At 73.9% G+C, this 12,598-nt stretch carries 9 protein-coding genes; all 9 read right to left on the reverse strand.

Annotated features, from left to right (window positions below):
* Positions 1-9 precede the first annotated feature (9 nt).
* On the reverse strand, positions 10-966 hold the full coding sequence (locus ACIA6C_RS04975; RefSeq protein ID WP_366083348.1) for a bifunctional riboflavin kinase/FAD synthetase: 957 nt from the start codon (positions 964-966) through the stop codon (positions 10-12).
* 121 nt (positions 967-1,087) lie between these two features.
* On the reverse strand, positions 1,088-4,876 hold the full coding sequence (locus tag ACIA6C_RS04980; RefSeq protein ID WP_399272970.1) for a serine protease: 3,789 nt from the start codon (positions 4,874-4,876) through the stop codon (positions 1,088-1,090).
* Between the two features lie 336 nt (positions 4,877-5,212).
* A complete protein-coding gene (gene truB / locus ACIA6C_RS04985; RefSeq protein WP_399272972.1) occupies positions 5,213-6,148 on the reverse strand; it encodes a tRNA pseudouridine(55) synthase TruB in 936 nt (311 codons plus the stop codon).
* Positions 6,145-6,594, reverse strand: coding sequence for a 30S ribosome-binding factor RbfA (gene rbfA, locus ACIA6C_RS04990; protein ID WP_136213481.1), 450 nt, complete (start codon positions 6,592-6,594; stop codon positions 6,145-6,147). The genes truB and rbfA overlap by 4 nt, the downstream gene beginning before the upstream one ends.
* Before the next feature lie 34 nt (positions 6,595-6,628).
* A complete protein-coding gene (locus tag ACIA6C_RS04995) occupies positions 6,629-6,922 on the reverse strand; it encodes a DUF503 domain-containing protein (protein ID WP_136213480.1) in 294 nt (97 codons plus the stop codon).
* 183 nt (positions 6,923-7,105) lie between these two features.
* Positions 7,106-10,270 (reverse strand): translation initiation factor IF-2, encoded by a 3,165-nt coding sequence (infB, locus tag ACIA6C_RS05000; RefSeq protein ID WP_399272974.1) that lies wholly within the window; start codon positions 10,268-10,270, stop codon positions 7,106-7,108.
* Between the two features lie 148 nt (positions 10,271-10,418).
* Positions 10,419-10,706 (reverse strand): YlxR family protein, encoded by a 288-nt coding sequence (locus tag ACIA6C_RS05005; RefSeq protein ID WP_366083501.1) that lies wholly within the window; start codon positions 10,704-10,706, stop codon positions 10,419-10,421.
* A gap of 174 nt (positions 10,707-10,880) precedes the next feature.
* Entirely contained in the window at positions 10,881-11,930 is a 1,050-nt protein-coding gene (nusA, locus tag ACIA6C_RS05010) for a transcription termination factor NusA (protein WP_361127911.1), read from the reverse strand.
* Positions 11,931-11,932: 2 nt separating this feature from the next.
* On the reverse strand, positions 11,933-12,430 hold the full coding sequence (rimP, locus tag ACIA6C_RS05015; protein ID WP_361127914.1) for a ribosome maturation factor RimP: 498 nt from the start codon (positions 12,428-12,430) through the stop codon (positions 11,933-11,935).
* Positions 12,431-12,598: the final 168 nt, after the last annotated feature.

Consider the following 12,598-nt stretch of genomic DNA (forward strand, 5'->3'; position numbering starts at 1 on the left):
GGCAGCCGCTCAGCGCTGCGCGTCGTAGCCTTCCGTCAGCACCCGGGCCCGCTTCACGTCGTCCGCGATGGCCTCCAGCAGCCCGTCCAGCGACTCGAACTTCGCCATCCCCCGCACGTAGGCGAGGAAGTCGACGGCCACGTGCATCCCGTACAGGTCCAGCCCGACGCGGTCGATCGCGTACGCCTCCACGGTCCGCTCGGTGGCGTCGAACTGCACGTTCGTGCCGACCGAGATGGCCGCGGGCATCCGCTCGCCGTCCGCCGTCAGCCAGCCCGCGTACACCCCGTCCGCCGGGATCGCGGTGTGCGGCTGCGTCTCCACGTTGGCCGTCGGATAGCCGAGCTCGCGCCCGCGCTGCGCCCCGCGCACCACGACGCCTTCGACCCGGTGCGGGCGGCCGAGGATCTCCGCGACGCCCTCCATGTCGCCCTCGGCGACGAGCCTGCGCGCCAGCGTCGACGAGAACGGCACGCCGCCGCCCGCCTCTCCGCGCACCACCAGGTCCACGACCTCGACCTCGTAGTCGTACGTGGCGCCCAGCTCGCGCAGGAAGTCGACGTTGCCGGCGGCCTTGTGGCCGAAGCGGAAGTTCGGCCCCTCGATGACGGCGCGGGCGTGCAGCTTGTCGACGAGCACCTTCACGATGAAGTCGGCCGGGGACAGCTGCGAGAACTCCGCCGTGAACGGCAGGATCAGCAGCGCGTCGACGCCCAGGTCCGCCATCAGCTCGGCGCGGCGCTCGTAGGTGGCCAGGATCGGCGGGTGGCTGCCGGGGCGCACGACCTCGCTCGGGTGCGGGCTGAACGTCACGACGACCGACGGCACGCCGAGTTCGCGGGCCTGGGCCACGGCCCGTCCGATGATCAGCTGATGGCCGCGGTGCACTCCGTCGTAGGAGCCGATGGTGACGACGCTGCGTCCCCAGTCATCGGGGATGTCCTCCAAGCCACGCCAGCGCTGCACTGTGACCGCTCCTCGCCCGAACCCGTGGGTAGACCCTGTACTGATTGCCGATTGCAGGTCTAAGACTGCCATGCCACCCGCCGCGGCCCCGCATCGGCGTCGAACTGGCGGCCTTCCCGGCTCAGGTGATGTCCGGTGCGCCCCGCCCCAGGGTCTCGACCGTGCGCCGGGCGCCCGGCCCGAGCAGCGCCGCGGCCTCCGCCGTCGCCTCCCCGAGCCAGCGCGCGGTCACCGCGCCGAACGCCGGGTCGGCCCGTGACAGCTCCACCGTGCGCTGCTCGAACAGCGCGGGGCCGCCGGGGAGCCGCAGCAGTTGCCGTCCGGTGCGCCTCAGCAGGTCCCGGGTGCGCTGGCGCGGGCGCTCGGCGGCCCCGGCCGCGACGGCGCCGAGGAACGCGTCGAGGACCGCCGGGTCGGCCTCCTCGCGCAGCAGTACGTCGGCCAGCTCGCCCCGCAGCGGGTACGAGGGCTCCCCGCCGGGCGCGGCCAGCACCGCGGCCAGCGCGGCCCGGACCGCCGTCGGCGCGGACCGCAGCAGCTCCAGGACGAGGGGGCGCAGGACGGGCTCGGCCGCCGGGCCCTGCTCCAGGCGCCGGTCCAGGAACGCGGCGGCGTGCGGGGCGTCCGACGGGCACCGCGCCAGGTGCTCCCGTACGAGGTCACCCGCGCGCCGGGCCAGGGCCGGCGTGGTGAGCGCGGCCAGGGCGCGCAGCACCTCCCCGTCGGCCCGGGCGCGCAGGGCGGCGAAGACGGCGTCCGGGTCCGGCAGTACCGGCAGGGCCGCCACCAGTGCCTCGGCGGGCAGCCGGGCACCGCACTCGGGGTCGCGGAAGCAGGCCAGGGCGTCGGGCAGGTAGCGGGCGCGCACCTGGGGATCGCGGAGCAGCACGGCGAGGGCGCCGCCGTGCAGGGTGGTGTCGGTAGGGCGCGCGAGCAGCGCCTGGGCGGCGCGGCGCAGCAAATCCCGGTCGGCGGGGGTGCGCACGTGCGGGGCGGCGGCCTGGCCGTAGGCGGCGGCCGCGACGCGGCGCCCGGACCGCTCGTCGTGGGCCCAGCGGTGGACGGCCCGGCACAGGGCGGAGGGCTCGTCCTCGGCGAGTACGGCGAGCAGTTCGTCGGCGCGGGGATGCGCGGCGGTGACCAGGGCCTCGGTGAGGTCGTCCACGGCGAGCCCGCGATGGGTGTGCAGCAGGGCCTGGGCGGCGGTGGCCACGGTCGCGCCGGGGCGGCCCCGCAGCCGGCGTTCGTCCGCGAACCAGGCGCAGAGCAGGCGCTGGACGTACCGGGGATCGCGGACCAGGCGGCGGGCCGCGGCTTCGAGGTAGCGGTGGTCGCAGGGCAGCAGGCGGCGCAGCAGGTCCAGCCGGTCGGGCTCGGGCAGCCGGAGCCGGTTCCAGAACCGGCCGTCGAAGCCGCCGGGACCACCGGGGTCGCCGGGGTCCCGGGCGCCGCGCCCCCGGCCGGACAGGTGCTCCGCGAGGGCGTGCAGGACCGGCAGGTGCGGTGTGGCGTCGGGGACCCGCAGCAGGGTCTCCCGCAGCAGCCGGGCGGCCCACCAGGCGCGGTCCCCCTCGGGTGCCGGATCCCCATCCGGCGCGGACTCGCCGCCGGCCGGAGCCTCCGCCGGGGCAGGAGCCCGATCCGGGGCCGGGGCCTCGTCGTGGGACGCTCCGAACGCGTCCAGGGCCTCCACCAGCCCGGTCAGCACCTTGCGCGCCTGGTCGGGCGGGAGCCGTCGCAGTGCCTCCAGGACGGGGCCGATGCGGTGGCGGGGCACGGGCGGGCCGGAGGTGGCCGGCCCCCGGTGCACGAGGGAGTCCAGCGCGGTCGGCAGGTCGAGGTGGCCGGCCTGGAGCCAGTCGGACAGCTCCTCGTGGGCGAAGCGGTAGCCCGGCCCGGCGGGCACCAGCAGCCCCTCGGTCAGCACGGCCGAGGCCCAGCCGGTGCGCCAGGGGAACAGCGCCTCGAAGGCGGCCCGGTCCAGCCGGCCCTGTCCCGGGCCCAGGCACCGCCGGGCGGCCTCGTGCACCCGCCCGGCGACGCGGGCGGCCAGCCGCCGTACCCCGGGCGCGTGCACCCCGGCGCCCTGGGTGTCGGTGGCCGAGGCGGCGATGCGCACCGCCACCCGCAGGGCGAGGAGGTCCAGGTGGGCGGCGAACACCTCGTCCCGGCCCGGACGGCCCCCGGTGACCCTGGCGGCCCGTACGTCGGCCAGCAGGCGCAGGGTCAGCGGGTGCCGGGCGTCGGCGTCCCGGACCGCGTCGTCCGGAATGCCGAGGCGTGCCCGCAGGGTGGCGGCCTCGGCCGGGGTCAGGTCGCCGACGGGCAGCGCGGGCGGCAGGCCCGGGACGGGCCGCGCCGGGCGGTACAGCGCGTCGGGCGGGTAGAGGGCGCCGGCCCGCTCCCAGAACTCGGGCCGGGCGGCGACGACCAGCCGGGCCCCGACCCGGCCGAGCCACCGGGCGGTGGCTCCGGTCCACGGCCCGAGGCCCTGCGCGAGCCCGGGCGGCATCTCCTCGGGCGCGTCGAGCACCACCACCAGCCCCCGCCCGGCCCCGGCGGACAACACCGCGACCGCCTCCCCGACCCCTCCCGCCGCTCGGAAACCCCCACCGCCGTCGGGGTCGGCCGCCTCGCCCACATCCACCGCACCGGCCCAGCCGGAGCCCCCCACGGAACGGGCACGGGCACCCGCCGCGGCCCCGTCGGCCAGACCGGCCCCCCCACCACCCGCACTCCCCGCCACCGGCCCCCACCCCGGCGCACCGGCCGGGGCGAGGCCCCCCGCCGAACGGGCGCGGGCACCCGCCGCGGCCCCGTCCGCCGGACCGGTCCCCCACTCAGCAGCGGCCCCCCAACCACCCCCGCCCCAGGCCACCGGTCCCGGTCCCGGCATACCGGCCCGGGCGGAGCCCGCCCCGGCGAAAGCCCCCGCCGGGGCGCCGGCCCAGGCACCGGCACCGGAACCGGCGCCCGCGGCCACGATCCGCCCCGCCGCGGCCAGCGCCCGCGACACCGCGTCCGCCAGCGAGCCGTCGCCGTCCCGCAGCTCCGCCCCGCGCAGCCACAGCGTCGGCGCCGGGCGTTCCCCGCGCGCCCGGGCTGCGGCCAGGGCGGCGATCGCGGTGGTGCGGCCGGTGCCGGGGTCGCCGACCACCCCGAGCACCGGCCGGTCCCCGGCGGTGAAGGCTTCGAGTTCGGCGGCGATCCGCGGGCGCGCGACGGGGTCCGGCCCGCCCGGCACCGGCCCCGCGCCGAGCACCGGTCCGAGCGTCGTCCCGGTGAGTTCCAGCGCGCCCGCGAGGTTCAGTTCCTCCCCGTACCCCGGCACGGTGGCGGCGTTGCGCTCCAGCACCGCATGCAGCGGGCCCCCGCCGTCCGCCCCCGCCGCCGCGCGGAGCGGCACCGCGAAGGTCCCGCCGGGGCCCACGACCGCGAGCACCGCCCCGGTCGTCGCGTCCAGGACCGGTGCTCCGCAGGCTTCACCGTCGCCCCGCAGGGCGTCCCGCCCGTCCGTCCCGATGGCCAGTTCCACCGCGGCCGGCAGCCCGTGGCACCGCTCCCCCGACCGGTGCACGACCTCCGCCCCGGCCGCGAGCACCCGCGCCTGGCGCCAGCCCCGCGCGGGCAGCCGTACGTACGTACCGGGCTCGACCACCTCGCGCCGGGCCACCGGCAGTGGGCGGGCCCCGAGCCCGTCGGTCCGTACGAGGGCCAGCGCGAGCCCCGGCAGGGCGGTCATATCGGCCGCACCGGCGAGCCAGCTCCGGCCCCCGGGGCCGTGCAGGACCAGCCGGTCCGATCCGTCGACGGCCTCGTGGCCGGTGATCACCGTCCCGCGGTCGTCGGCGACGAAGCCGCTGCCCCGCACCCGCCCGGCGAGATCGCAGATCGTGACGAGCTCCGCCATTGCCGCACCACTCCCCGCCGCTCTCGTGCTCACGACGGTAGGCAGGTGAAGATCAGCGGCAAAAGCACACGAGGCGAAAGCGCCCCCTTGTGCTCCCTCCGTTCACTCCGAGCGCCTGCTCGGACGGGTGAATAGAGGGCCCCCGGTGGATAAACACCTACCCGAGGGGGGTCGTGGAGCGGTGAGCAGCAGCCCATGTGCGCTCACCGCTCCACGTCAAGACGTCAAGGCGTCAAGCGCCAGGGCCCGGGAGGCCTCAGGGCATAGAGCGCCAAGGCCTCCGGCGGCGTCGAGACGTCGAGAGGCCAGGACGTCGAGAGGCCGGACGTCGACGCGTCAGACGAAGACCGCGAGCGACTTCGCCTTCCCGCCCTTGTTCTCGGCCAGTCCGAGCAACTGCCCCTGCGGACCGAACACCGCGACCGTCCGGCCTTCGCCGTACTCGTCCGGCATCTCGATCCGTACGCCGTTGGCCAGCAGCGAGGCCCGGCGCGCGTCGAGGTCCCAGCGCGGGAACGCCGCCGCGGCCGCCTCGCCGATCGGCATGACGGTCAGCTCCTCCTGGAGCTGGTCGAGCGTGCGCGCCCGGTCGAGCTTGTACGGGCCCACCCGCGTGCGCCGCAGCGCGGTGAGGTGTCCGCCGACCCCGAGGTCGGCGCCCAGGTCACGGGCGAGGGCCCGGATGTACGTGCCGCTGGAGCAGACGACGGAGACGACGAGGTCGATGACCTTCGTGCCGTCCTCGGCCTCCGCGTCGCGCATGTCGTACACCTGGAACGACGAGACGGTCACCGGCCGGGCCGGGATCTCGAAGTCCTCGCCGTCCCGCGCGCGCTTGTACGAGCGCACGCCCTTGATCTTGATGGCGCTGACCTTCGACGGCACCTGCATGATCTCGCCGGTCAGCTTGGCGATGCCCTTGTCCACCGCCTCACGGGTCACCGCGGAGGCGTCCGTCGAGGAGGTGATCTCGCCCTCGGCGTCGTCCGTCAGCGAGTTCTGGCCGAGGCGGATCGTGCCGAGGTACTCCTTCTCCGTGAGCGCGAGGTGGCCGAGGAGCTTGGTGGCCTTCTCGACGCCCAGGACGAGGACCCCCGTCGCCATCGGGTCCAGCGTGCCGGCGTGGCCGACGCGGCGGGTCTTGGCGATCCCGCGCATCTTGGCGACCACGTCGTGCGACGTGAATCCGGACGGCTTGTCGACGATGACGAGGCCTCCCCCGGCCTCCGGCCGGGAAGTGCCCCCAGGGGTCTTTCCTGCGTTGCTGCTCATTCCGCCGCTGCGTCCTCGTCGTCCTCGCCCGGCTTCTTGTACGGGTCGGCGTCACCGGCGTAGGTGGCGCCGGAGGAGGCCTCGCGCACCTCGGCGTCGGAGGCGCGCACCTTGTCGAGGAGGTCCTCGATGGTCTTGGCGTTCTCCGGGAGGGCGTCCGCGACGAAGGTCAGGGTGGGCGTGAACTTGGTTCCCGCCGCCCGGCCGACCGCGGAGCGCAGAACGCCCTTGGCGCTCTCCAGGCCCGCTGCCGCGCTGGCCCGGTCCTCGTCGTCGCCGTAGACCGTGTAGAAGACCGTGGCCTCCCGCAGGTCGCCGGTGACGCGGGTGTCCGTGATGGTCACGTGCGTACCCAGGCGCGGGTCCTTGACACCGCGCTGCAGCTTCTCGGCCACCACCTCCCGGATGAGGTCCGCCAGCTTCTTCGCCCGCGCATTGTCGGCCACTGGTCCGTCTCCTTCTTTTCTTGCAGACAAGCAATCAGTCTTCATCACCGTGCAGCCGCCGTCTCGCCGACAGCAGCTCCACTTCCGGACGCGCCGCGACCAGCCTCTCGCAGCGGTCCAGTACGTCCGACACGAACCCCGCGTCCCCGCTCACCAGGGCGACCCCGATACGGGCCCTGCGGTGCAGGTCCTGGTCGCCCACTTCGGCCGCGCTCACGGAGAACTTGCGCTGGAGCTCGGCGACGATGGGCCGGACGACGGAGCGTTTCTCCTTCAACGAGTGGACGTCGCCGAGGAGCAGATCGAAGGACAGAGTCCCCACGTACATGCAGTTCCGGATATCCCGCCGGTGCGGGTTCGGTGGCCTGCCGGGCCGTCGCCGGCAGGGTCACCTGAACCGTACACGCAACGGCCGGGGCCGATCGACGGATATTCCGCCGACCGGCCCCGGTGGTGCCCGTACGGCCAACGGCCGTACGGGCCTTACGACACGGTGCGAACCGCCTCGCGCTTACGCGCGGGGCTTCTCGCGCATCTCGTACGTCGCGATGACATCGTCGATCTTGATGTCGTTGAAGGAGCCGAGGTTGATACCGCCCTCGAAGCCTTCGCGGATCTCGGTGACGTCGTCCTTGAAGCGGCGCAGACCGGAGATGGTGAGGTTCTCGGCGATGACCTTGCCATCGCGCAGGAGCCGCGCCTTGGTGTTGCGCTTGACCTCGCCGGAGCGGATGAGGACACCGGCGATGTTGCCCAGCTTGGACGAGCGGAAGATCTCGCGGACCTCCGCCGTACCGAGCTCGACCTCTTCGTACTCGGGCTTGAGGAGACCCTTGAGGGCCGCCTCGATCTCCTCGATGGCCTGGTAGATCACCGAGTAGTAGCGGACGTCGACACCCTCGCGGTCCGCCATCTGCGCGGCACGGCCGGCCGCACGGACGTTGTAACCGATGACGATGGCGTCGGAGCCCATCGCCAGGGCGATGTCGGACTCGGTGACCGCACCCACACCGCGGTGCAGGACGCGGATGTCGACCTCTTCACCGACGTCGAGCTGGAGCAGCGAGGACTCGAGGGCCTCGACCGCACCGGACGCGTCGCCCTTGATGATGAGGTTGAGTTCCTGGACCAGACCGGCCTTGAGGACCGAGTCGAGGTCTTCCAGGGACACCCGGCGGACGCGCTTGGCGAAGTTGGCGTTGCGCTCGCGCGCAGCACGCTTCTCGGCGATCTGACGGGCCGTACGGTCCTCGTCCACGACCAGGAAGTTGTCGCCGGCGCCGGGGACGTTGGTGAGACCCAGGACCAGGACGGGGGTCGAGGGACCCGCTTCCTCGACGTTGTTGCCCTTGTCGTCGAGCATGGCGCGCACTCGGCCGTAGGCGTCGCCCACGACCATCGTGTCGCCGACGCGGAGGGTACCGCGCTGGACGAGGACGGTGGCGACGGCACCGCGGCCGCGGTCGAGGTGGGACTCGATCGCAATACCCTGAGCGTCCTGCTCCGGGTTGGCGCGCAGGTCGAGCGAGGCGTCGGCGGTGAGGACGACGGCCTCCAGCAGGGAGTCGATGTGCAGACCCTGCTTGGCGGAGATGTCGACGAACATCGTGTCGCCGCCGTACTCCTCGGCGACCAGACCGAACTCGGTGAGCTGACCGCGCACCTTGACCGGGTCCGCACCCTCGACGTCGATCTTGTTGACCGCGACGACGATCGGGACGCCGGCGGCCTTGGCGTGGTTGAGCGCCTCGATCGTCTGCGGCATGACGCCGTCGTTGGCCGCGACCACGAGGATCGCGATGTCGGTCGACTTGGCACCACGGGCACGCATGGCGGTGAACGCCTCGTGACCCGGGGTGTCGATGAAGGTGATCTTGCGCTCTTCACCGTTGACCTCGGTACCCACCTGGTAGGCACCGATGTGCTGGGTGATGCCGCCGGCCTCGCCCGCGACGACGTTCGTCTTGCGGATGGCGTCGAGCAGTCGGGTCTTACCGTGGTCGACGTGACCCATGACGGTGACGACCGGGGGACGCGGCATGAGGTATTCCTCGCCGCCCTCGTCCTCGCCGAACTCGATGTCGAAGGTCTCGAGGAGCTCGCGGTCCTCCTCCTCCGGGCTGACGATCTGAACCTGGTAGTTCATCTCGCCCGCGAGGAGCTGGAGGGTCTCGTCGGACACGGACTGCGTGGCCGTGACCATCTCGCCGAGGTTCATCATCACGGCGACGAGCGACGCCGGGTTGGCGTTGATCTTCTCCGCGAAGTCGGTGAGCGAGGCACCGCGCGACAGGCGAACGGTCTCGCCGTTGCCGCGGGGCAGCATCACGCCGCCGACGGACGGGGCCTGCATGGCCTCGTACTCCTGGCGCCTCTGACGCTTGGACTTGCGACCACGACGGGCCGGACCGCCGGGACGGCCGAAGGCACCCTGCGTGCCACCACGGGCACCGGGACCACCGGGACGCCCGCCGAAGCCGGGACGACCGCCGCCACCGGCACCGGCCGGACCGCCGCCGAAGCCGCCGCCACCGGGACGGGGGCCGCCGAAGCCGCCGCCGCCCGCGGGACGCGAGCCGGGACCGGCCGGACGGCCGGCGAAGCCGCCGCCGCCACCGGGACGACCGGCGCCACCGGGACGCGGGCCACCCGCACCGGGACCACGGCCACCGGGGCCGCCGCCGGGACGCGGACCGGGACCACCGGCAGCGGGACGCTGCGGCATCATGCCCGGGTTCGGACGGTTACCACCGGGGGCACCACCCGGACGCGGGGCGCCGCCCTGCGGACGGGGCATGCCACCGGGGGTGGGACGGGCGCCGCCGGGACCCTGCGGGCGCGGAGCGCCGGCCGGACCGCCCTGCGGACGGGGAGCACCCTGGCCGCCGCCGGCGCCGGGGGCACCGGGACGGGGAGCGCCGGCCGGACGGGGCGCCTGCGGGCGCGCCATGCCGGTGGAGCCACCAGAGGTGAACGGGTTGTTGCCCGGACGGGGACCGGCCGGACGGGCGCCCTGCGGACGCGGGGCCTGCGAACCGCCGGCGGGACGCGAAGCGGGGGCGCCGGGGGTGGCGCCGGCCGGACGCGGGGCGCCGGGACGGGCGCCGGCCTGGCCCTGGCCGCCCTGGGCCGGACGCTGCTGCGCCGGACGGGGACCGGGGGCGCCGGGACCGGCGGGACGGTCGGTACGCGCCGGGGCAGCGGCCGGAGCCGGTGCGGGCGCGGAGAACTCGGTCGCCACGGGCGCCGCCGGAGCGGGCTTCGGGGCGGCCGGGGCCTTGGGACCGGGACGCGGGCCGGGGGCGGCCGGAGTCACGGGGCCACCGGCGGCCGGGGCCTCGGCGGCGGCGGGCTTGGGGGCCACCGGTGCGCCGGGCTTGGGTGCGGCGGGACGTGCCGCGGCGGCCGGGGACGGCGCTGCGGACGTGGGGGAACCCGCGCGGCTTGCCGCTGCGGGGGAAGGCGCGGCCTTGCGGGGCGCGCCGGGCTTCGCAGCGGACTTGCCGGCGTTGCCGCCGGGCCCCTGCAGTGCGTCGGTCAACTTGCGTACGACCGGCGCCTCGATCGTCGAGGACGCCGAACGGACGAACTCACCGAGTTCCTGGAGCTTGGCCATGACGACCTTGCTCTCAACTCCGAACTCCTTGGCGAGTTCGTATACCCGGACCTTAGCCACATCGCTCCTTTTAGGTCCGGGTTACGCCGGACCGTCGCTACTTCATGGGCGTACTCATCGCGTACTCATCGAGTGCTCATCGCAATCTCGACCTACTTCCAACTCGCGAGGTACCTGACCGCACGGGGTATCCGTGCCGTACTACTTCTTACGGTGTCGCCCCGGCCTCACCGGCCAGGGCTTTGCGCAGCGTCTCCGTGTCGAGCGTTCCTGCGGACCTGAGGGCCCGGGGGAACGCCCGGCGGCGGACCGCCTGGTCGAGACAGACCACGGCGGGGTGCAGGTAGGCACCCCGGCCGGGCAGCGTACCGCGAGGATCGGGGACGCATTCGTCCTCGATCGCCACGATCCGCAGCAGATCGCTCTTGGCCGCTCGCTCCCGGCACCCCACACAGGTGCGTTCGGGGCATGCGCGGGCTTGCGTCCGGCCAGACACGCCTAAGTCTACCTCCCCGTACCGACCTCACCCCTTCAGGCGAAAAATCGAACGGACGTTGTCGTGATCCATTCGGAAACCTCCGGGCGGCCCCGGAGCAGCTCCCGCGTGCCGGGGACCCCGGTTCCCCGGGGTCCCTGTCTACCGGCCGGTGAGCACCGGCCGGTAATGGTTTTATTCCCCGCGCCGCTCGGCGTGCTCACCGTCACGGCCGCCGCGGCCCTCGCGGTCCGCGTCCCGGTCCGAGGGCTCCTCGGTGTCGGGGCGGATGTCGATGCGCCAGCCGGTGAGCCGCGCGGCGAGGCGGGCGTTCTGGCCCTCCTTGCCGATGGCCAGCGACAGCTGGTAGTCGGGCACGGTCACCCGTGCGGAGCGGGAGTCCCAGTCGACGACGTCGACCTTGCTCACCCGGGCGGGTGACAGGGCGTTCGCGACCATCTCGGCCGGGTCGTCGGACCAGTCCACGATGTCGATCTTCTCGCCGTGCAGCTCCGCCATCACGTTGCGCACGCGGCTGCCCATCGGGCCGATGCAGGCGCCCTTCGGGTTCAGGCCCGAGCGGGTGGAGCGGACGGCGATCTTGGTGCGGTGGCCGGCCTCGCGGGCGATCGCCGAGATCTCGACGCTGCCGTCGGCGATCTCCGGGACCTCCAGCGCGAACAGCTTCTTCACCAGGTTGGGGTGGGTGCGCGACAGCGTCACCGACGGGCCGCGGACGCCCTTGGCCACACGGACGACGTACGCCTTGAGGCGCAGGCCGTGCGTGTACTCCTCGCCCGGGACCTGCTCCTGCACGGGCAGGATGGCCTCCAGCTTGCCGATGTCGACGAGGACGTTCTTGGGGTCCTTGCCCTGCTGCACCACACCGGTGATGACGTCGCCCTCACGGCCGGCGAACTCGCCGAAGGTCAGGTCGTCCTCGGCGTCGCGCAGACGCTGGAGGATCACCTGCTTGGCGGTCGTCGCGGCGATCCGGCCGAAGTCCGACGGGGTGTCGTCGAACTCCTTGGGCTCCTGGCCCTCTTCGAGATCCCTCGGGTCTTCCGTCGCCCACACGACCACGTGACCGTTGCTGCGGTCGAGCACGACGCGGGCACGCCGGTAGCTGCCCTCGGTGCGGTGGTACGCGATGAGGAGGGCCGACTCGATCGCCTCGACGAGCAGGTCGAAGGAGATCTCCTTCTCCCGGACCAGACCCCGCAGGGCACTCATGTCGATGTCCACGGCTACGCCTCCTCTTCCTTCTTGTCCTTGCGGTTGAACTCGATCTCGACACGCGCCTTGGCGATGTCGGTGAACGCGATGCGGCGGGCGGTCGCCTTGCGGCCCTTCACGCCCGGAACTTCGAGGTCCATGCCCTCGTCGTCGACGTCGAGGATCCGGGCGACCAGTTCGCCGCCCTCTGCCAGCTGGAACTTCACGAGACGTCCGGTCGCCCGGACGTAGTGACGGTGCTCGGTCAACGGACGGTCGGCGCCCGGGGAGCTCACCTCGAGGACGTACTCGTCCTCGCCCATCACGTCGGATTCGTCGAGCAGATCGGAGACCTCACGGCTCAGCTCGGCGCACGCGTCCAGCTCCACGCCCTCGTCGGAATCCACGATGACCCGCAGCATCCGTCGCTTGCCCGCCTTCGACAGCTCGATCTCTTCGAGGTCCAGGCCCTTGGCGGCGACGAGCGGCTCCAGCAGTCCGCGCAGCCTGTCGCTCTGGGTGGTGCTCATCCGGGTGACTCCTCGGCCGCGTGTGCTGTTGTGGTTTTCCGTCGCGTGTCAGGTCAAAGGGTATCCGGTCGCGGAGGGTGTTGCCGTCCGCGCGCCCGGCGGGGGCCCCGGGTACCGTGATCACACCCTGCCCCGCCAGCACCTCCGGAGGTCGTCGCCGTGCCCTGG

It is taken from the genome of Streptomyces sp. NPDC051578 (assembly GCF_044454045.1).
In the GTDB taxonomy this organism is placed as follows: domain Bacteria; phylum Actinomycetota; class Actinomycetes; order Streptomycetales; family Streptomycetaceae; genus Streptomyces.

Bases quoted from the DNA above. Each gene is read 5' to 3' on its own strand.
- truB (WP_399272972.1), bottom strand. From the start codon at position 6,148: ATGAGCAGCAACGCAGGAAAGACCCCTGGGGGCACTTCCCGGCCGGAG.
- ACIA6C_RS04980 (WP_399272970.1), bottom strand. From the start codon at position 4,876: ATGGCGGAGCTCGTCACGATCTGCGATCTCGCCGGGCGGGTGCGGGGC.
- rimP (WP_361127914.1), bottom strand. From the start codon at position 12,430: ATGAGCACCACCCAGAGCGACAGGCTGCGCGGACTGCTGGAGCCGCTC.
- ACIA6C_RS04995 (WP_136213480.1), bottom strand. From the start codon at position 6,922: ATGTACGTGGGGACTCTGTCCTTCGATCTGCTCCTCGGCGACGTCCAC.